This window comes from Flavobacterium sp. (assembly GCF_047602195.1).
Taxonomy (GTDB): Bacteria; Bacteroidota; Bacteroidia; order Flavobacteriales; family Flavobacteriaceae; genus Flavobacterium.
Map to the genome: position 1 here is coordinate 1,581,103 of NZ_JASGHW010000004.1, position 20,243 is coordinate 1,601,345.

General features: G+C 46.5%; 18 protein-coding genes and 1 pseudogene. 7 read left to right on the forward strand and 12 right to left on the reverse strand.

The annotated features are described in order from the left end of the window. The first annotated feature begins 336 nt into the window (after nucleotides 1-336). Together QM717_RS13215 and QM717_RS13220 are read left to right on the forward strand one after the other, a co-directional pair. A complete protein-coding gene (locus QM717_RS13215) occupies nucleotides 337-1,767 on the forward strand; it encodes an MATE family efflux transporter (RefSeq protein ID WP_415038033.1) in 1,431 nt (476 codons plus the stop codon). 80 nt (nucleotides 1,768-1,847) lie between these two features. Further along, complete coding sequence (locus QM717_RS13220) at nucleotides 1,848-2,075, forward strand: hypothetical protein (protein WP_415038035.1); 228 nt, start codon at nucleotides 1,848-1,850, stop codon at nucleotides 2,073-2,075. A gap of 92 nt (nucleotides 2,076-2,167) precedes the next feature. Here the strand turns inward: QM717_RS13220 and QM717_RS13225 are convergent, their stop codons facing one another. The 3 genes and pseudogenes from QM717_RS13225 to QM717_RS13235 all read right to left on the reverse strand — a co-directional run bounded on the left by QM717_RS13225 (nucleotide 2,168) and on the right by QM717_RS13235 (nucleotide 4,424). Beyond that, nucleotides 2,168-2,605: a hypothetical protein gene (locus QM717_RS13225; protein WP_415038037.1), complete on the reverse strand. Its 438-nt coding sequence runs from the start codon at nucleotides 2,603-2,605 to the stop codon at nucleotides 2,168-2,170. Further along, nucleotides 2,602-3,691, reverse strand: a pseudogene (gene meaB, locus QM717_RS13230) (methylmalonyl Co-A mutase-associated GTPase MeaB). Before meaB ends, QM717_RS13225 begins: the two are co-directional and overlap by 4 nt. A gap of 325 nt (nucleotides 3,692-4,016) precedes the next feature. Continuing rightward, nucleotides 4,017-4,424 (reverse strand): Rrf2 family transcriptional regulator, encoded by a 408-nt coding sequence (locus tag QM717_RS13235; RefSeq protein WP_415038039.1) that lies wholly within the window; start codon nucleotides 4,422-4,424, stop codon nucleotides 4,017-4,019. Nucleotides 4,425-4,508: 84 nt separating this feature from the next. Here QM717_RS13235 and QM717_RS13240 point away from each other — a divergent pair, with 84 nt between their 5' ends. Together QM717_RS13240 and QM717_RS13245 are read left to right on the forward strand one after the other, a co-directional pair. Beyond that, nucleotides 4,509-5,450, forward strand: coding sequence for an AEC family transporter (locus QM717_RS13240; protein WP_415038040.1), 942 nt, complete (start codon nucleotides 4,509-4,511; stop codon nucleotides 5,448-5,450). Nucleotides 5,451-5,570: 120 nt separating this feature from the next. Beyond that, the gene (locus QM717_RS13245; protein ID WP_415038042.1) at nucleotides 5,571-6,977 is read left to right on the forward strand and encodes an FAD-binding oxidoreductase; all 1,407 of its coding nucleotides are present in this window, start codon (nucleotides 5,571-5,573) and stop codon (nucleotides 6,975-6,977) included. 200 nt (nucleotides 6,978-7,177) lie between these two features. Here the strand turns inward: QM717_RS13245 and QM717_RS13250 are convergent, their stop codons facing one another. The 7 genes from QM717_RS13250 to QM717_RS13280 all read right to left on the reverse strand — a co-directional run bounded on the left by QM717_RS13250 (nucleotide 7,178) and on the right by QM717_RS13280 (nucleotide 14,469). After that, nucleotides 7,178-7,759 (reverse strand): hypothetical protein, encoded by a 582-nt coding sequence (locus tag QM717_RS13250; RefSeq protein WP_415038043.1) that lies wholly within the window; start codon nucleotides 7,757-7,759, stop codon nucleotides 7,178-7,180. An 80-nt stretch (nucleotides 7,760-7,839) separates the two neighbouring features. Beyond that, complete coding sequence (gene secA, locus QM717_RS13255) at nucleotides 7,840-11,193, reverse strand: preprotein translocase subunit SecA (protein ID WP_415038045.1); 3,354 nt, start codon at nucleotides 11,191-11,193, stop codon at nucleotides 7,840-7,842. Between the two features lie 98 nt (nucleotides 11,194-11,291). Continuing rightward, on the reverse strand, nucleotides 11,292-11,513 hold the full coding sequence (locus QM717_RS13260) for a DUF2795 domain-containing protein (RefSeq protein WP_022828503.1): 222 nt from the start codon (nucleotides 11,511-11,513) through the stop codon (nucleotides 11,292-11,294). Between the two features lie 241 nt (nucleotides 11,514-11,754). Further along, the gene (locus tag QM717_RS13265; RefSeq protein ID WP_415038047.1) at nucleotides 11,755-12,327 is read right to left on the reverse strand and encodes a cob(I)yrinic acid a,c-diamide adenosyltransferase; all 573 of its coding nucleotides are present in this window, start codon (nucleotides 12,325-12,327) and stop codon (nucleotides 11,755-11,757) included. Nucleotides 12,328-12,505: 178 nt separating this feature from the next. Further along, nucleotides 12,506-13,363, reverse strand: a complete 858-nt coding sequence (locus QM717_RS13270) for an ATP-grasp domain-containing protein (protein WP_415038049.1) — start codon at nucleotides 13,361-13,363, stop codon at nucleotides 12,506-12,508. Between the two features lie 10 nt (nucleotides 13,364-13,373). Next, entirely contained in the window at nucleotides 13,374-13,748 is a 375-nt protein-coding gene (locus QM717_RS13275) for a DUF3887 domain-containing protein (protein ID WP_415038051.1), read from the reverse strand. Between the two features lie 31 nt (nucleotides 13,749-13,779). Continuing rightward, a complete protein-coding gene (locus QM717_RS13280) occupies nucleotides 13,780-14,469 on the reverse strand; it encodes an ABC transporter ATP-binding protein (protein ID WP_415038052.1) in 690 nt (229 codons plus the stop codon). 220 nt (nucleotides 14,470-14,689) lie between these two features. Between QM717_RS13280 and QM717_RS13285 the strand changes: the two genes are divergently transcribed. The 3 genes from QM717_RS13285 to QM717_RS13295 all read left to right on the forward strand — a co-directional run bounded on the left by QM717_RS13285 (nucleotide 14,690) and on the right by QM717_RS13295 (nucleotide 17,114). Beyond that, on the forward strand, nucleotides 14,690-15,355 hold the full coding sequence (locus QM717_RS13285; RefSeq protein WP_415038054.1) for a DUF6565 domain-containing protein: 666 nt from the start codon (nucleotides 14,690-14,692) through the stop codon (nucleotides 15,353-15,355). Nucleotides 15,356-15,715: 360 nt separating this feature from the next. Next, nucleotides 15,716-16,417: a hypothetical protein gene (locus QM717_RS13290; RefSeq protein ID WP_415038055.1), complete on the forward strand. Its 702-nt coding sequence runs from the start codon at nucleotides 15,716-15,718 to the stop codon at nucleotides 16,415-16,417. Nucleotide 16,418: 1 nt separating this feature from the next. Next, complete coding sequence (locus QM717_RS13295) at nucleotides 16,419-17,114, forward strand: hypothetical protein (protein ID WP_415038057.1); 696 nt, start codon at nucleotides 16,419-16,421, stop codon at nucleotides 17,112-17,114. A gap of 181 nt (nucleotides 17,115-17,295) precedes the next feature. Here the strand turns inward: QM717_RS13295 and QM717_RS13300 are convergent, their stop codons facing one another. Together QM717_RS13300 and QM717_RS13305 are read right to left on the reverse strand one after the other, a co-directional pair. After that, nucleotides 17,296-18,075 (reverse strand): O-methyltransferase, encoded by a 780-nt coding sequence (locus QM717_RS13300; RefSeq protein ID WP_415038059.1) that lies wholly within the window; start codon nucleotides 18,073-18,075, stop codon nucleotides 17,296-17,298. Nucleotides 18,076-18,174: 99 nt separating this feature from the next. Continuing rightward, entirely contained in the window at nucleotides 18,175-20,043 is a 1,869-nt protein-coding gene (locus QM717_RS13305) for an ABC-F family ATP-binding cassette domain-containing protein (protein ID WP_415038061.1), read from the reverse strand. Between the last annotated feature and the right edge of the window lie 200 nt (nucleotides 20,044-20,243).

Sequence of the window (20,243 nt, forward strand, 5' to 3'; positions counted from 1 at the left end):
TTGTACTTTTTCATGAAATAACGTTGTAAAAGTATCAAGCGTATTTTTCGCAAGGGTTATATAATTCGTAGGTTTTGTTGTAAGATTTTATTTTTCACTGCGAAATTGTCAAAATACCATTCACTTTTTTTAAATTAAAGTATTGTTTTGTAAGGGTTTGAAATGAAATCTTAAAAATGACAGTTTGAACCTGGATTTTGATGATTTTCAAACCTGCGTCGGCTAATTTTTAACATTTTTTAAGAATTTCAAAACAGTTTTACCCCAAAATCTTCCCTTTCTGTTGCGCTAAATTGTATCCAACTCCTGTAACTTTGCCGCACAAAAAGTTGCATCGTGAATTGGTCCACCTACACAAAAGAGTTTTCCTATAACCTCAAGCTGGCGTATCCGGTTATTCTGGGCATGCTCGGCCATACCTTGATCGGGATTGTCGACAAGCTCATGGTGGGCAATCTCGGTTCGGCTGAACTCGCGGCGGTATCGCTCGGCAATAGTTTTATTTTTGTCGCGATGTCGATCGGGATCGGATTCTCTACGGCCATCACACCGATTGTAGCCGAAGGCGATGCCGAAAAAGACACGCTCAAAGTACGTTCGGCCTTTCACCATGGCTTGTTTTTGTGTACGGTTTTGGGAATTTCACTCTTTGCCATCGTTTTTTTCTGCAAACCCTTGATGTACATCATGGGCCAACCCGAAGAAGTAATTGTTTTGGCGCAGCCGTATCTGGGTTGGGTCGCATTTTCCTTGATTCCGATGGTCATGTACCAGGGCTACAAACAATTTGCCGACGGATTGTCGATGACCAAATATTCGATGTACACGATTGTTTTGACCAACATCGTCCACATCCCGATCAATTACGCGCTCATTTACGGCGTGTGGTTTTTCCCCGAAATGGGCGTGACCGGCGCGGGCCTCGGAACCGTGATCTCGCGTATGCTGATGGTCGCGATCATGCACTTTTTACTCGTCAACAACAAAAAACTCAACGTCTATTTCCACGGATTTACGTTCGACGAAATCAAGAAAGTCACGCTGCGCAAAATCGTCAATCTCGGTTTGCCGTCGTCGATGCAGATGCTGTTTGAGGTCGCGCTGTTTACCTCGGCGGTGTGGCTGTGCGGCAACATCGGCAAGACGAGCCAGGCGGCCAATGAAATTGCGTTGAGCCTCGCGACGATTACGTTCATGTTCGCGATGGGACTCAGTGTCACGGCGATGATCCGCGTGAGCAACCAGAAAGGCTTGAACGATTACAAGAACCTCGTGATTGTGGCGCGTTCGATCTTTTTATTGGCGATTATCATTGAAGTGGTCTTTGCGCTGTTCTTCATCGTGTTCCACAATTACCTGCCGCATTTCTTCCTCAATATGGACAACGAACTGCAATTTGCAGACAATACCGAAGTCATTGCCATCGCCGCCCATTTGTTGATCGTCGCGGCTATTTTCCAGATCTCCGACGGCATACAGGTGGTGGTTTTGGGGGCGCTGCGTGGCATCCAGGACGTCAAGATCCCGATGTACATTACGTTTGTTGCGTATTGGATTGTTGGTTTTCCGGTGTCGTTTTACCTCGGGAAATACACCGAGCTCAAAGCCGTGGGCGTATGGATCGGATTACTCGCCGGACTTACCGCAGCCGCGACTTTTTTGTATCTTCGCTTCAATTACATGACCAAGAAGCTCATTACTGAACAGGAAAAAACCGAATTCGACTTTGTTTCGGGCCAGATCGGCAACGAATCGCAAAGTCTTTAATAATTCAGATTGCAGATGGTAGATTTCAGATTTATCGAAATCCAAAATCTAAAATCTAAAATCACAAATCTAAAATCAAAATGGAATTACCAAAATTTTTACTGGGCGACAACACCGATTTTCCCGACGATATTTTCATCATCCACATGGATTACCCGCGTTTCATCATCAACCTCAAGGACGATGAAGTGGAGTTTCTTGAAGAAGCCGAAGACCTCGAGGAAGGCGAGCTCAACCAAATCATGGAAGGGCTGATCGTTGAAGCAAATGACTTTTACGATCGGGAAGTGGCGCGTTACGAAGAATAATTTTTTTTGAAGCTATTCCGGCTGTACGCTCTTATCTTTTACCCTTCGGGATAAAAGGATAACCGCTGCCATCCGGGCTAGGGGTAATCGAACTACAAATCCGTCGGTCTTGGATTTGGTGACATTCCATCATATTGAATTCGAAAAATCCAAACAGAAGTGCACATCGCTATCATATAGACCATTGGCCATTTGATATAATCGGTGGTGAAATAGTGTGGGTCAATGGCAAAGAATGTAATTCCGATGCACGCCATCGAAAACACACTCAAAAGAATTTTCGCTTTCCAAAAAAACATATTTGTTTTGATCATCCAATGGTGAAATTGCCAAAATAGAAACATCGTCGGAATGGCCAAAACAAAAGAAACAAGAGCAATCGCAAGGCCCAATCCGAAAAACGGCAGCAATTCTGAACAATGGCGTGCTTCTTTTGCCAAAAGGATCAGCATCAAAATCGCACCACCGGCAATGGTAGACAGATAAACTTTTTTGGGATACGATGGATTAATGATTCTTGAAAGTTTCATTTCCCGAAATACTTTTCCAACAGCAGTTGCGCAGCCGCAAACGGCGACAATTCATTCTGCAGCACCGCTTTTTTGTGTTCCTCGAGCATTTTGACAATCGCCTTGTCGTTGTAGAAATGATGGCGTAAATTTTCATCGATCGTTTCCATCATCCAATATTGGTTTTGCCCGAGCCGTTTTTCGGAAAAATAGCCGTTCGCTTTGGTCAGGGCCAAATAACCGGTGATGATTTCCCAAACTTTATCGATGCCCTCACGGGTCATGGCGCTACAGGTTTCCACCTTGGGTTGCCAGCCTGATGACTTTGCCGGAAACAAATGCAAAGCGCGGTTGAATTCGGTTTTGGCCAATCTGGCGCGTTTGACGTTGTCGCCATCGGCCTTGTTGATCACAATCGCGTCGGCCATTTCCATGATGCCGCGTTTGATGCCCTGCAATTCATCGCCTGCGCCTGAAATCTGGAGCAGCAGGAAAAAATCGACCATGCTGTGTACGGCGGTTTCGCTTTGGCCTACGCCGACGGTTTCAATCAGGATCGTATCAAAACCCGCGGCTTCGCAAAGCGTAATCGTCTCGCGTGTCTTTCGCGCCACGCCGCCCAAGGTTTCCCCCGACGCCGACGGTCGGATGTACGCATTGGGCTCCTTGACCAATTCTTCCATACGTGTCTTGTCGCCCAAGATGCTGCCGTGCGAAATCGTGCTGCTCGGGTCGACCGCCAATACGGCCACTTTTTTCCCGAGTGCAGTCAGGTGTTTCCCGAACGCTTCAATAAATGTACTTTTCCCAACACCCGGAACCCCGGTGATGCCAATGCGCACTGATTGGTTGGCGTGTGGCAAACAGGCATTGATGACCGCATTGGCCTTTTCCAAATGGGCCATATTGGTGCTTTCGACCAAAGTAATGGCGCGGCTCAAGGCGGTGATGTTGCCGCTTAAGATGCCGTCGGTCAATTCTTGGGCTGAGGGAATTTTGCTGCGTTGCTTCAGGATTTTTTCCATTGAAAGTTTTACTGACAATCTCGGGTGGATTGACACCGTTTTTTTCGCTTAGCGCAGAGGAATTGTTTTTGGATTGATCCACGACAAGAATTTTTGTGGAGTAAAAATAAGCAAAAGCGTTTTCAAAAATGAAATACAAAAGCAAATTAACTCGCGTTGCTCGTTCCGTTCGCTTCGCTCGGGTCCGTATCCGAAATTTGCAAAAAGCAAATTGCTACGCCAGTCGCCTTCGGCTCGTGTCCGGATTCTGAAATTTGCATAAAAAGCAAATTAACTCGCGTTGCTCGTTCCGTTCGCTTCGCTCGGGTCCGTATCCGAAATTTGCAAAAAGCAAATTCCGGATTTCCAAATCTAATAAAAAATGGAACCCGGAATTGTTTATGTGGTTTGGCTTTGTGCAGTCCGACTTAGAAAGTGTCTGCGAAATTGAGCAGCGAAATGTCCTTGAGCTGCTTGCTGATCTTGAGGTTCATGTCCTCATACAGGTTGCCGAGTTTTTGGTTGATTTGTTTCCCGACCGGGCAATTCTGGTTCGGGATGTTTTTCGAATAACCCAAGGTGACATTCTCGAAAGTCATCTTGAAAACATCATCGAGTGTAATGTCGGCCGAAGCGCGGACTAATCGCGTTCCGCCATTTTTTCCTTCTTTACTCTCTACGATATTGTTCTTCTTGAGGTTGGCTATTTCTTTTCGAACCAAAACAGGGTTCATGTTCAAACTCGACGAGATGAATTCTGATGACAAATACTCGTCTGGATGCTTGGAAAGCAAGGTGAGAATGTGGAGCGTGATGGCAAATTTACCGGAAATCATACTGTAATAGTTGTGCTTACAAAAGTAAGTCATGCAAGTGTACGTTCATCGATACGTAAATAAAATAATGTTAAAATCGATGAAATGCATATTTGTGTTACCTTTGTCAGTGACAATATGGACAGTATCATTCTTCTCTTTACCTGCATGTTTGCTGGGGTTGTTTCGCAATTTGTGAAGGCATTCCCGTCGAACAGCCACTTGCCGCTGAATCAGTTTGTGATCCACATTTCGCTTCCGGCCTTGGTGTTGTTTTACATTCCAAAGGTCGTACTGGGTTCGCATTTGCTTTTTCCGCTTGGGATTGCCTGGATTGGATTTGTGTTGTCGTATTTGTTTTTCAATCTGTTGGCCAAAACCTTTGGCTGGTCGCGCAAACTCACGGGCTGTCTCATTTTGCTGGGCGGATTGGGCAACACTTCTTTTGTCGGATTTCCAGTCATCGAAGCACTTTACGGAAAGCAAGGTCTGGAAACCGCGATCATTGTCGATCAGCCCGGTTCGTTTATGGTCATGGCCACTTTGGGAATTATAGTCGCCGCATTGTATTCGAAAGGTAAACCGGACCTGAAAACCATCGGCCGTAAAATCATTTTCTTCCCGCCATTTGTCGCTTTCTTCATCGCCTTGCTGATGAACGCACTGCATTTTCAATTCCCAGACATCTGGCAAAACGTCTTCCAAAAACTCGGCAATACCGTCACGCCCATTGCGCTCGTGGCCGTCGGGATGCAACTCAAACTCGACAAGCACAGCAAACATTTCGGTTTTCTAGCGCTCGGTTTGTTCTTCAAATTGATGATTATGCCTGCGTTTTTCGTTTTACTCTACAAAGTCATTTTAAAGCAACAAGGATTGGCCATCGACGTCTCAATCACCGAAGCGGCCATGGCGCCCATGATCACGGCCTCGGTGCTCGCCACAAGCTACGGACTCAAACCTAAATTGTCGAGCATGATGATCGGCATCGGGATTCCGCTGTCGTTCGCGACTTTGGCGTTTTGGTATTGGGTGTTGCATTTTTAGGAGCTGTTTCCCGCTTTCGGCACTATCTTTTGCCGTGCCTTGCAAAAGGATAGTTTGCCTCAATCGGGGCTAGGGCAATAAACAAATAAACACTACTTTTGGAAATATTACGATTGCACCATGAACACCAACCTCAATCCCGAAATAATCGACCAACTCGAAGCCATTGTCGGCGCTTCTTTTTTGTTCCTCGACGAAGAAACGCGCCGCAATTACGGCCATGATGAAACCGAGGATTATAATTTTCCACCTTCGGTCGTCCTCAAACCCGGAACCGCACAGGAAATCGCTTCGATTATGCGTATTGCCAATCAATATGAAATTCCCGTCACGCCCATCGGCGGTAGAACCGGGCTCAGTGGCGGCGCGCTCTCGATCCACCAGGGCATCGGGCTGTCGATGGATCGCTTCAACAAGATCATCCACATCGATGAGCAGAATTTGCAGGTCATGGTCGAACCCGGTGTCATCACGCAAGTACTGCGCGAAACCGTCGCCGAAAAAGGTTTGTTCTATCCGCCCGACCCAAGCAGCCAAGGCAGTTGTTTCATCGGTGGCAATGTAGCCGAAAACGCAGGCGGTGCACGTGCCGTCAAATATGGCGTCACCAAAGATTATGTCCTGAATTTAGAAGTCGTTTTGCCCAATGGCGAAATCATCTGGACCGGCGCCAACACACTCAAAAATTCCACAGGATACAACCTGACACAACTCATGGTGGGCAGCGAAGGCACGCTCGGCATCATCACCAAGATCGTCATGAAATTGCTTCCGGCCAATCAATACAACATCCTGATGCTCGTGCCGTTTTTCAATGCAGGTCAGGCGTGCGAAGCCGTCGCCAAAATCTTCAAGGCGGGAATCGTCCCGAGTGCGCTCGAATTCATGGAACGCGATGCAATTGACTGGACTGCCCGATACGTCGATGTGAGTCTCGATATCAAGGATGCGGTACAAGCGCATTTGCTGATTGAAGTCGATGGCAATTACCCGGATGTCTTGTTTTCGGAAGCCGAAAAAATCACGCAGGTTTTAGAAGCATTTGAAATCGATGAAATCCTGTTCGCCGATACCGAAGACCAGAAAAATGCACTTTGGAAACTCCGTCGCGCCGTGGGCGAGGCCGTCAAATCGAACTCGATTTACAAGGAGGAAGACACGGTCGTGCCGCGTTATGAATTGCCAACCTTGCTCAATGGCATCAAAACCATCGGGGCCAAATACGGTTTCAAATCGGTTTGTTATGGCCATGCGGGCGACGGGAATCTGCACGTAAACATCGTTAAGGGCGATATGAGCGATGAAGCCTGGAAAACCGAAGTGCCGAAAGGCATCCGTGAAATTTTCGAATTGACCGTTGGCTTGAAAGGAACCTTGTCGGGTGAGCATGGCATCGGCTATGTCCAGAAAAATTACATGGATATTGCGTTCGACCCAACCCAACTGCAATTGATGAAAGGCATCAAGCAAATTTTTGACCCGAAAGGAATTTTGAATCCCGGGAAGGTTTTGCCTGATCACCTATAAAAGAAAAAGCACCCAATACGGTGCTTTTTTTAATCTCTTTTGTTGGCTTTCTTTTCTTTCTTTTCGAGCCTTTTTTCTTTAAGGGTCTTGGTGGATTCTTTTTTCACCTCTTTCTTTTTGTCCAATCCTTTTGACATGACAATGGTTTTTTAAGGTTGATATTCGATTAGTATTGTAAATATAGAATTATTTCTTTTTGGTTAGAGACCGAGTTGTTTTTTTATGCTTTCGTTAAGAAGTTTATCGGCCAGTTCGCGCTGGGTCGCATCGTCTAGGTTGATGAATTTCCATTGGTTTTGCGTACTTTCATCGGCTATGGCGACCAGTTTTGAGTTGCGTTTGACATTAACCGTATTGCGGTTGGGTTCGTAGATCGTTGAAGTGGCGCGTTCAATTTGCTTGAGTTCGGCTGCTTTTTGCGGGCCGGTGGTCGCGTCCAGTTTGTTTTCGATGAAATACCGGATCGGATTGTAATACGAAACCACACAATAGCTTTTCCCTTCAATTTGCTTGATTTCCGAATATTGGAACGTCGGATTTTCAATCTGGATGCGTTTGCGGAAGGCATCGTTCTGATAATCGCTGTCCACTTTTTCAAGAAATTTTTGACGTCCGCCCAATTGTTCGACGATATTGGGGTAAGTCAAATCGGCCAACGGTTCGAAATCCATATTGTAATTGGCCTCGTGGATTTTTTTGGCCAGCGGCTTGAGTGTTTCAAGTGTCTGGGCAAATGAAACTGCACAGCACAAAAACAGGAAAATGGAAGCGGTTCTTTTCATCGATGTTCTTTTGGTCGTTCCAAATATAAAAAAATCCCCAACAGTTGGACCATTGGGGATTGTTATTTGAATCGGGCGGATTAGTCTTGAACGATCACCCATTCGCCCGAATTGATCATGCTTTCGGCTTTCTTGTATTTCATCGTTTCGGTCTTGCCGCTCATCACGTGCTTGATCGTCACGTTGTCGTTGCGGTTGATTTTCGGCATTTCACGCACGATGGTTTCCGTTACCTGACGCTGTTGGGTTTGTCCCGCTTCACGCGCTTCGGCCGCGGCCTGGTCGGTGTTCGGGATTTCGTCTTTGGAAGTCTTGTAGTTTTCCTTCGGACGTTCTACCTCACGCGCTTCCTGGATGTTCTGGTTTTGCTGTGGCAAATCGCCTTTGAACAGGAACGAGATTACTTCTTTGTTGACGCCGTCGAGCATGTTGCGGAACAAATTGAACGCCTCGAATTTGTAGATCAACAGCGGATCTTTTTGTTCGTGAACCGCCAACTGCACCGATTGCTTGAGTTCGTCCATTTTGCGCAAGTGCTTTTTCCACGCTTCATCAACGATGGCCAAGGTGATGTTCTTTTCGAAATCGGCGATGAGTTGCTTGCCTTGGGATTCGTAAGCCTTTTTGAGGTCGGTCACGACGTTCAAGGTTTTGACGCCATCGGTAAACGGAACCACGATTCTTTCGAATTGGTTGCCTTCCTGTTCGAATACATTTTTGACGATCGGGAATGCCTCGCGCGCACTGCGTTCGGTTTTCTCGGTGTAATATTGGAGCGCGGCTTTGTAGACTTTACCGGTCAGTTCCATTTCGTTGAGTTTCTCGAAATCGGCCTGGGTAACCGGCGAGGTCATCGAGAAATAACGGATCAATTCGAATTCGAAATTCTTGTAATCGCCATTGGCTTTGTTCTGGCCTACGATTACTTCGCAAGTGTCGTACATCATGTTGGCGATGTCGAGTTGGAGACGCTCCCCATGCAAAGCGTGGCGTCTTCTCTTGTAAACCACTTCACGTTGCGAGTTCATCACGTCGTCGTATTCGAGCAAACGCTTACGTACGCCGAAGTTGTTTTCTTCGACTTTTTTCTGCGCGCGTTCAATCGATTTGGTCATCATCGAATGCTGGATGACTTCGCCTTCCTTGAGGCCCATACGGTCCATGATTTTGGCGACGCGCTCCGATCCAAACAAACGCATGAGGTTGTCTTCCAAAGATACGTAGAATTGCGAGCTTCCCGGGTCACCTTGACGACCAGCACGACCACGCAACTGACGGTCCACACGACGCGAATCGTGGCGTTCGGTACCGATGATCGCCAAACCGCCGGCAGCCTTGACTTCAGGGGTCAGTTTGATATCGGTTCCACGACCGGCCATGTTCGTCGCAATCGTGACGACGCCCGGTTTACCGGCTTCCTCGACAATCTGCGCTTCCTGTTTGTGGAGTTTCGCATTCAATACGTTGTGTGGTACGTTTCTCATTTTGAGCATACGGCTCAGCAATTCGGAGATTTCAACCGAGGTCGTACCGATCAATACCGGACGGCCTTCGGCTGACAACTGCGTCACATCTTCGATGACCGCATTGAATTTTTCGCGTGTCGTTTTATAAATCAAATCCTCACGGTCTTTACGTGCGAGCGGTTTGTTGGTCGGGATTTCGACCACGTCGAGTTTGTAGATTTGCCACAACTCGCCCGCTTCGGTCACCGCGGTTCCGGTCATACCGGCCAGTTTGTTGTACATCCTGAAATAATTCTGGAGTGTAATCGTCGCAAAGGTTTGCGTTGCCGCTTCGATTTTGACATTTTCCTTGGCTTCGATCGCCTGGTGCAATCCATCGGAATAGCGACGTCCGTCCATGATACGGCCGGTTTGCTCGTCTACGATCAGGATTTTGTTGTCCATGATCACGTATTCGACATCTTTTTCGAACAACGTATAGGCTTTCAAAAGCTGTGTCAGTGTGTGGATTCTTTCGCTCTTTACGCCGAAATCCTGGAACAGTTTTTCTTTTTCTTCGGCTTCGGCATCCTTTTCAAGACCCATTTTTTCGATACGCGCGATTTCGGTCCCGATGTCAGGCAGGACAAAGAAATTGGCGTCGGTATCAGACGAAAGGAATTTGATGCCGTTGTCGGACAATTCGACCTGGTTGTTTTTCTCCTCGATCACAAAATACAACGCTTCATCAATGAGGTGCATGTCGCGGTTGTTGTCCTGCATGTATTGGTTTTCGGTTTTCTGGAGCAATTGCTTGACGCCTTCTTCCGAAAGGAATTTGATGAGTGCTTTGTTCTTTGGAAGCGCACGGTAAGCTCTTAAAAGATTGAAACCGGCGTCTTTGGTATTTCCTTCTTTGAATAATCTTTTTGATTCGGATAAAAATCCGTTGGCCAATTGGCGTTGCAAGCTGACCAAATGATCGATTTTCGGTTTGAGTTCGTTGAATTCGTGACGGTCGCCCTGCGGCACCGGACCAGAAATAATGAGCGGCGTTCTCGCGTCGTCGATCAAAACCGAATCGACCTCGTCGACAATCGCATAATTGTGTTTGCGTTGAACGAGATCGGCAGGGGAGTGCGCCATGTTGTCGCGCAGGTAATCGAAACCGAATTCGTTGTTGGTTCCATAAGTGATGTCGGCGTCGTAGGCTTTTCTTCTCGCGTCGGTGTTCGGTTGGTGGTTGTCGATGCAATCAACGGTCAATCCGTGGAATTCGAACAAAGGCGCTTTCCAAGAGCTGTCACGCTTGGCGAGGTAATCGTTGACGGTCACCAAATGCACGCCATTTCCGGTCAGTGCATTGAGGTAAAGCGGCAAAGTTGCCACGAGTGTTTTTCCTTCCCCGGTTTGCATCTCGGAGATTTTTCCTTCGTGCAATACCATTCCGCCGATGAGCTGTACGTCGTAATGGATCATGTCCCAGGTGATTTGCTTTCCGGCGGCGTTCCAGGAATTGGCCCAGGTGGCGTTGTCACCGTCGAGCGTAATATAAGATTTGCTCGCCGACAATTCGCGGTCTTTGGCCGTGGCTTTTACCGTAATTTGCGTATTTTCCTTGAAACGGCGCGCGGTTTCCTTGACTACGGCAAAGGCTTCCGGCAAGATTTCGTTTAAGGTTTTTTCGGAAATTTCGTAGGCTTCTTTCTCGAGCGCGTCGATTTGGATGTAGAGATCTTCGCGTCTGTCGATGTCCTCGATGTCTTCTACCTCGGCTTGAAGCGAAGCGATCTTGGCATCTTTCTCGGCACGCGCCTGTTTGATGCGGTCCTTGAAATAATCGGTTTTGGCGCGCAGTTCGTCGTGTGACAAAGCGGCCAATGCGCTTTCAAAACCTTTGATTTTGGTAATATTTCCCTGCAAGGCTTTGACGTCTTTTTCTGATTTGTCGCCGACAAAAACTTTCAGTATGCTATTGATAAAGCTCATAATATGGTGGTTATCTTATTGATAAATCCCGATGCCTCGGGCGTGCAAATTTAGGCAAAAAAAAAGCCTCTGATGAGACTTTAAGATAGTTTTATTTTTTAGTATTCATCCTCGTTCCAAAGGTAATCCTCGTCGGTTGGATAGTCTGGCCAAATTTCTTCCATCGATTCGTAAATCTCGCCTTCATCTTCAATAGATTGAAGGTTCTCGACCACCTCTAACGGCGCTCCGGCACGGATGGCATAGTCGATCAATTCATCTTTGGTTGCAGGCCATGGCGCATCGCTTAAATAGGATGCCAATTCTAATGTCCAATACATCTTCTGTCGATTTTAGTTTATGCAAAAATAAATTTTAAACTTAAAAAGTCAAGTAAAATTCAATTTATTTTAAAAAAAGTCAAGAACGTCTATTTAAATATCTGAATTTCAGAAATTTAAAAATAAATTTTCTACTGAAAATAGGATTCTTTTAGCCCTGATGGCAGCGGCATCCTTTTTCTTGCTTCTTTAGCAAGGAAAAGATACAGCGGACAGCAGGAGCAAGCTCCTCAAAAACAAATCAATCCTTTCGCGGGATCCATTTGACTTCTTCAGCGTGCAGGTCGGCGGACAACTTCCGTGCCAGCGTAAAAAGGTAGTCAGAAAGTCGGTTCAGGTACTTGATTACGCGTTCATCTACGGGTTCTTCATGACTCAAATGCACCGATAAACGCTCGGAACGCCTGCAAACACAACGTGCGATATGACAATATGACACGGTAAAATGACCGCCCGGAAGTACGAAATGCGTCATCTGAGGCAAACCGCCCTCCATGGCATCGATTTCATTCTCAAGCAATTCGATGTCTGCTTCCGAAATTTTGGGAATGTTGAGCCGTGGTTTGCCATTCTTCAATGTTTCCTTGTCAGGCGGCGTGGCCAAAATGGCGCCGGCCGTAAACAACCGGTCCTGGATTTCTATGAGGATTTCTTTGTAGTGCGCATTGATGTCCTGGTCACGGATCAGCCCGATCCAAGAATTGAGTTCGTCGATGGTGCCGTAGCTTTCGATGCGGATGTGGTCTTTGGGGACGCGCGTGCCGCCGAATAATGCGGTAGTGCCTTTGTCGCCGGTTTTGGTGTAAACTTTCATGCTGATTTATATTTGTTTTTTAATGGAAGCATGCAGTCGCTTTGCTCGTGTCATGCTGATTTATATTTGTTTTTTAATGGAGGCATGCAGTCGCTTCGCTCGTGTCATGCTAATTTTATATTTGTTTTTTTAATGGAAGCATGCAGTCGCTTCGCTCGTGTCATAAGGGATTGTGTTTTTATCTGATAAGTTCGACAATTGCATTTACGAAACGTTCGCGTGCGCCATCACTGTAATCAAAATACAGGTCGGGTTCGATGCATTCGACTTCCATGAGTTGCAATTGGTTGTCGATGACAATGCCGTCTACTCTGGCGTAGAGCAGTTTACCGCCAAATGTATCGACGACTTTTTGCGCCTGGTGGATTAATGCTGGGTTGGGTTGGATGGCTGTATATTGTCCACCAAATTGAACTTGTACACGAAAATCCCGATCGGTTGGTTTTTTATTGATGGCATGCGAAAATTGCTTGTTGAAAAAAATCAGTGAAGTTTCGCCCAGGCTTTGGATTTCGGGAATGAATTCCTGCAACAGCAACTCTTTTTCGGCTGCAATCGGTTGGTATTGCTTGTTGATTTTGTCCAAATCGGACACATCGAAGGCTTCCGTTTGGTACGAACCGCCTGAAAATGCAGGTTTGATAACGGCTTTTTTCCAATGCGATGGAATGATGTCCGCTAAATTGAGGCCACTGGTTTGTTCGATAAAAACCGTCTTGATGATCGGAATGCCTTGTTTTTCGAGGTCGCGTAGGTAAAATTTGTGTTTGTTTTGTTGGATGATTTCTGAAGCGTTAAGCGTCGGAATATCCAGTTTTTGGATTAGCGCCAGCCAATTGTTGAAAGCCGTTTCCTTTTCAAAATAATCCCAGGTATTGCGGAAAACCAAATGATCAAATGTGGTCCAGTCAACGCTTTCATCATCCCATATGGCCGGTACGACTTCGATTTGGTGTTGCGCCAAAGCAGGGATCAGGAATTGATCGGGCGGATACAAATCGGGGAAATTTTGACAGGTCAGTAAAGCTATTTTCATTTTTCTAAATTCAAAGAATCGTGTTTTTCTTGATGTAAATGCCGATGATTTCGCCTTTTTCGTTGACCGAAATCTGAACGGACGCATTGCCAAATTCAAAACTGCCATTGTAATTCCCACGCGAATTCCCCGATTTGTCTCTATATTTAAGCAATTCGAGCGACAGTATTTTTCCGGAATCGGTCTTGACCCTTGTGAAAAAATCGAAATAATGTTGTTTCGTACGGTGCTTTTTCATCGCAGCCGAAAAGGTTTGGTAAATGTGCTCGAAATCGCCAATATTGAAATCGTTGATAAAAACACCGACGGTTTTTTGATGGATCTCATTTTGTGCAAGTGCCGCAGTGCTCGAGAAAAGGAATAATATAAGGAGTACTTTTTTCATAGCTGGGCTGTTTCCGATCCGAATCAACAAATTAACTTTTTCTCGTATCGCTTTCAATCAGGCCGTCGCGCAAACGGATCACGCGGTGCGCATAGGCCGCAATTTCTTCCTCATGGGTAACCAAGATAACCGTGTTGCCATTTTGGTGGATTTCGCCAAACAGGTTCATGATTTCGATCGAGGTTTTGCTGTCGAGGTTGCCTGTCGGCTCGTCGGCCAAAATAATAGAGGGCTTGTTGACCAAGGCGCGCGCAATGGCTACCCGTTGGCGTTGGCCGCCCGAGAGTTGGTTGGGTTGGTGGTCCATGCGGTCGGCGAGGTTGACCTGTGCGAGCACTTCGGTGGCGCGCTGGTTGCGTTCGGTTTTGGAATAGCCGGCATAGACCATCGGCAACGCGACATTGGCCAATGCGGTCGTACGCGGCAACAAATTAAAGGTCTGGAATACGAACCCGATTTCCTTGTTGCGGATGTCCGCGAGCTCGTCGTCGTGCATCTTGCTGACATCTTTGCCGTTCAAGATGTACGTTCCGGAAGTCGGTGTATCGAGACAGCCCAAAAGGTTCATCAGTGTCGATTTGCCGGAACCCGACGGTCCCATCAGTGCGACGTATTCGCCCTTTTCGATTTGAAGGTCGATGCCTTTCAAGACATAAACCGTTTCGTTTCCGAGTTGGAAATTGCGTTTGATGTCGGTGATTTTGATGAGCGGCTCAGCCATGTTCTTAATTTGAGCTAAAGGTAGGGAAAAGTCGCAAAGCCGCAAAGCCACAAGTCGCAAAACCAAAAAGTTTCAAAATCTAAAATCTGAAATCTAAAATCGGAATTTGTAATCCTTATGATGTATAAAATGTAAAATTATGCTTCAATTGTAAAAAAGTTTTGCGGATATAGCGGCTAATTTTATCCTAATCAAATTAATCTAATTAAAATCAAAAGTTATGAAAAGTAAGTTTTTAGTATTAGCCGCGGCAGTGATCGCATTCGGATTCACTTCTTGCAAAAACGAACAAGAGGAGCAGGCCAAGAAAACGGTCGATAATTATAGCAGTTATGTCGATTCGGTCAGTAATGTGGCCTTGAACGACGCCAAAGCCAATTGGGATGCGATCAACGCAGATTCCCAAAGACGATTGGAAGAAGCCAAGGCGGCACTCGCGCAATTGAAAGACAAAACGGCAGCCGAGGAAAAAATCAACTCCGCCGAAACCAAATACTCCGAATGGAAAATGAAAGTCGAGGAAGCCGTAGCGGCCGATGCTGCTGCAGCCGATCCGAAAACCGCACTCCGCAATTCGCTGTTTGGCGAAGGTAAAGTAGGGGCCGACATGAAATTCGACTGGGTCAATGCGGCCAACATCCACAAAACCTACCAGGATTTCATCCATACGGTAGAAAACAACAAAGACAAATACACCCGCGAGGACTGGGATGAAATCAAAGTGCTGTACGAAGCGCTCGACAACCGTAAAAATACCGTCGAAAAAGAAGGACTTTCTTCTGAAGACAACTTGAAAATTGCCGGTTTGAAAGTCAAATTTGCACCAATGCTCAAAGTGAACCGCATCGGTGAAAAAGCCAAAGAAAATTCTGCCGCAAAAGAATAAGTGATAAAGTAAAAGGTTGATTATTCATTCGGGAAAATGGCTGTCGGTTTTGGCGGCCATTTTTTTTAGGAGCTGTTTGCTTCGCCGGTTCATTCCCAATATTTTTATTTGGAGCTCTGGTCCGGCTATCCGTTGCAATCTTTTTTGTAGCGAATGCTCTTGCTTGTTCTTTGTCATTTCGACGAAGGAGCAATCTCATCAAAACGCACAAAAAAGGATTTTCACTACTATCCGGGCTAGGCGGCCTCTCGTTTCAATTAAGATAATCGACAAAATGCAAATTTTATCGACAAAATACATTTTTGATTTGTTTTTTGTAATTTTTGTATTACATTTGCTTCGTCTTTACGCCAGAAGATTATGCCACATTTCTTACCGCGGCTTTTATGTTGTGCCGCACTTTTATTGCTTGCCATTATTTCGGTCCATGCCCAGGTTGGTATCGGAACCGCCAATGTTGCCCCGGCATCGTTGCTGCAACTCGAAAGCACCACTTCGGCTTTTGTTTTGCCACGCATGGCCGATACGCAAATGACAGCCATCGCGAATCCGCCCGTCGGCTCGATGGTATTCAATGCCTCGGACAACATTCCGTATTTCAACGGCAGTGCGGGCTGGACGGGATTCGACATCAAATCAAACCCGAGCATTATCCTTTCGCGCAGCAATGGGACGTTTTCGACTTCGCCCACGGTGGCTTATGCGATGATCCTGACCGCCTCGAATATTGTATCGAACAGCTCCGCTTATTTCTCGGTGCCTACGGCGGCAACGGTCAAGGTCAACCGAAGCGGCACCTACTTGCTTTCGGTTTCGCTTTCCACGACGAATATGCCCGCGGGCAACCGAAATTATTACCTCGCGGCGTATAAAAATGGAATCTTGATCGGTTATTTGTCGCGCTCCAAACTGCAAAATCCATCGAGTGATTACTGGGGAACCACCGGAACATTGATGTATCCGGCCGATGCGGGCGACGAGTTTTCGTTCAAATATTACATCAACCACAACGCCAACCTCACGACGGCTTTCCAAACCATCTGTATTACCAAGCTCAATTGATATGAACAAGTTTTTTCACCTGCTGTTTTTGATTTCCATGGTAAGTTTTGCACAAGTCGGCATTGGAACTTCCACGCCCAGTTCGAGCGCGATCCTGCAACTCGAAAGTACGACCCAGGCTTTTGTGCCGCCGCGCATGACCGATGCACAGATGCTTGCCATCGCATCGCCGCTCAATGGCTCGATGGTGTACAATACGACGTTCAACGCCATGTTCGTGCGCACTTCGGGCGGATGGAAAAGTTTCTTCGAGACCTCGAACGCCGCCGTGGTGTTGAATAAAGTGTTTGCTTCGGGCAACACCATCGTTTCTACGGCCAACAACACCTATTATAATTTTCCGTTGGTCGCCGCCGATGCGCTCACGATCGACAGCAGTATTTTCGGTGTGACCTCGGCCGGGAAAATCAAGGTCAATGAAGCTGGGGTTTATATGGTGACGGCGAGTTTTTCGATCAGCAATATGCCATCGGGAACCAAGAAATACATCATCGGTCTATACCAGAACGGCAACCTGGTGGGTTATCTGTCACGCGGAACGGCTACCTTGGATGCAACGGATGAATGGGGTACGAGCGGTTCCTTGAGCGTTTCGGCTGCGGCCAACGACCAACTCGAACTCAAATATGTGCTCAACAATTCGGGGACGAATCTCGAGGCCAAGATTTTTAATATCGGGATTACGAAACTCAAATAATTTTACTGCGGCGTTTTCTGTTTAGCGAAAAGTTTTCAAAGGTTGCGCAAAGTTCTCCAAGGCTGTATGCCTGAGCGCGGCATTTCGATAGCTGTTGGAATGACAAGAGAAATTTACGCTACATCAATTAGATAAATCTTCTTTCTTTGCGAAAAACGCCACGTACTTTGTGGTAAAATCATCAGGCGCGGATTACGAAATCCTGTTTCTCCTGCTCCTTCCTGAAAAATACAAAACCCCATTGGAACGTGTCGATCGTGACCGTGACCTGGGGATTTTTTTTGATCGTTTCCCAAGCTTCTTCCATGTCGGGCGACCAATGGATGTCGTCGAAAATCCACACCGAATCGTTGGCGGCGCTGGGCAAAAGCCAATCGAAGTATTTTAAAGTCGCGTCTTTTTGGTGGTTGCCATCGAAGTAAATCAGTTGTCGTTTGCCGTTTGTTGGTTGTAGGTTTTGAAGATAGGAATCGAATTCCGAGACTACGAATTCAGTGCTGCTCCAATTGAATTTTTGGAATTGCGATTGTGCGATTTTGGATGTTTCGGGGCAGCCTTCAAGCGTAACGATCTTTGCTTCAGGGTTTCCGAGTGAAAGCGCCGAGGTCGCCAAACCCAATGAAGTCCCGATTTCCAAAATGCTTTCGGGTTTGAAATATTGCGCGACCCGAAAAAGCAATTCCGCATTTTTGCTTGTGATACCGGCGGTTTGTGCGATTTTAGAAATTTCCCTGGTGTTCGATTGGAAGATTTTGGAACCCGCGCCGAAATCGGTGACTTCGATCGTGGCGTGGTTTTGCAAAAGCGATTTGCGGTATTTTTGGAGGATTGGATACGCGCCGTATTTCGTTTTGTCGTAGAAACATTTGGTGGTCAAATCAAATACGAAAGGCGAATGCACGCCGTGTTGGTTCGTCGATTGCCAAAGGAATTTAAAATAAGATTTTATTTGGTGAAACATCTACGCAGATTTTACCGCAAAGGGCGCCAAGTTTTGCGCAAAGATACGCAAAGCTTATCTTTCTAACTTTGCGAAATCTTTGTGGACTTTGTGGTTGAACTAACCTTCCATTTTAGAAGACAACTCAAACCAACGTTCTTCTTTATCTTCGAGTTTTCGGATGACCGATTGCAATTCGTTGGCTTTCTTTTCGATATCCGCATCGGCGACTTTTCCTTCCGAGAATAACTGTTCGATTTGCTTTTTCTCGTACTCGAGGTCCTTGATTTCACGTTCGATTTTCTGGAATTCCTTCTGTTCGTTGAATGTGAGTCCGTCGGATTTCTGCTGTTGTTTCCAATTGTTCTTTTCGGTAGAAACGGCATTCAATTCTTTTTTGGTCGGTTCGGCCGAATCTTCATACGCGCGGAAATCCGAATAATTTCCCGGAAAATCTTCAATTTCGCCCTGTCCGCGGAATACAAACAAATGATCGACAATCTTGTCCATGAAATAACGGTCGTGCGAGACCACGATCAGGCAGCCCGGATAATCGACGAGGAAGTTTTCGAGCACGTTCAAGGTAACGATGTCCAGATCGTTCGTCGGCTCGTCCAAAATCAAAAAGTTCGGGTTCTGGATCAGCACCGTACACAAATACAACCGCTTGAGCTCGCCGCCCGACAATTTTTCCACATAATCGTGCTGTTTCTTGCGGTCGAATAAAAAGCGTTCGAGCAATTGTCCCGCCGAAATCGTTCGGCCCTTCATCAGCGGAATGTATTCGCCGAATTCCTTGATCACATCGATGACTTTCTGCCCCGGTTTCGGGTTGATGCCGCTTTGCGTGTAATAACCGATTTTGATCGTGTCGCCCGTGACAACCTTGCCCTGGTCGGGTGCAATCACGCCGGTCAATATGTTCAGGAAAGTCGATTTGCCTGTCCCGTTTTTCCCGATGATGCCCACACGGTCGCCGCGCTGGAAGTCATAGCTGAAATTGTTCAGGATGATGCGTTCGCCGAATTTCTTGTGCAACTTGTGCATTTCGATAATCTTGCTGCCCATGCGTTCCATATTGATCTCGAGCTCGATCTGCTGCTCGCGGCGGCGGCTTTGTGCTTTTTCCTTGATGACGTAGAAATCATCCTGACGCGATTTCGATTTGGTCGTACGTGCCTTGGGTTGGCGGCGCATCCATTCGAGTTCCTTGACAAACAGGTTTTGCGCCTTGTCGATGCTTGCGTTTTCGGAGGCAATGCGCAATTCTTTCTTCTCTAAATAATAAGAGTAATTTCCTTTGTATTGATAAAGCTTACCGTTTTCGAGCTCGATGATTTCGTTGCACACCCGTTCGAGGAAGAAGCGGTCGTGCGTCACCATAAATAATGTGATTGGTTCCTTGGCGAAATAATCCTCGAGCCATTCGATCATTTCGAGATCGAGGTGGTTCGTCGGTTCGTCGAGAATCAGCAAATCGGGGCGGTTGATGAGGATGATGGCCAACGACAAGCGTTTTTTCTGTCCGCCAGACAAATTCTTGACCTTGAGTTTCAAGTCTTCGAGTTTGAGCTTGAACAAAATCTGCTTGAACTGTGTTTCGAAATCCCAGGCATTGAAGCGGTCCATGTTGTCGAATGCCTTTTGATATGCTTCTTCGTCTTCGGGATTTTCCAACGCTTTTTCATAGGCTTCGATCACTTTCAAGGTCTCGTTGTCCGAAGCGAAAATGCTTTCCTCGATTGTCAACTCGTCCTGTAAATCGGGCACCTGCGACAGGAATGCCATCTTGATGTCCTTGCGTACCACGACCTGCCCCGTATCGGGTTCGTCTAGGCCGTTCAAAATGTTCATGATGGTCGTTTTGCCCGTCCCGTTTTTGGCGATGAACGCAATTTTCTGGTCTTTGTTGATGCCAAACGAGAGGTTGTCGAACAAGGTACGTTCGCCGTACGATTTGGATATGTTTTCTACGGATAGGTAATTCATGGTGCAAAAGTAAGAAAAAAGACTGCTGCGCTGCAAGAGCCAAGACCGCTTCGCTGTTAGACAGGGAAATATTCAAATAAAGTTTTAGGGCGCGCCGGCGATTAGGTAATTTTCTATGGATGAAATTTATTGGTCGCCGTCAGGCTGTTCGCTTAATCTTTTATTGCGCTATGCTCCATAAAAGGATGCCGCTTCCATCC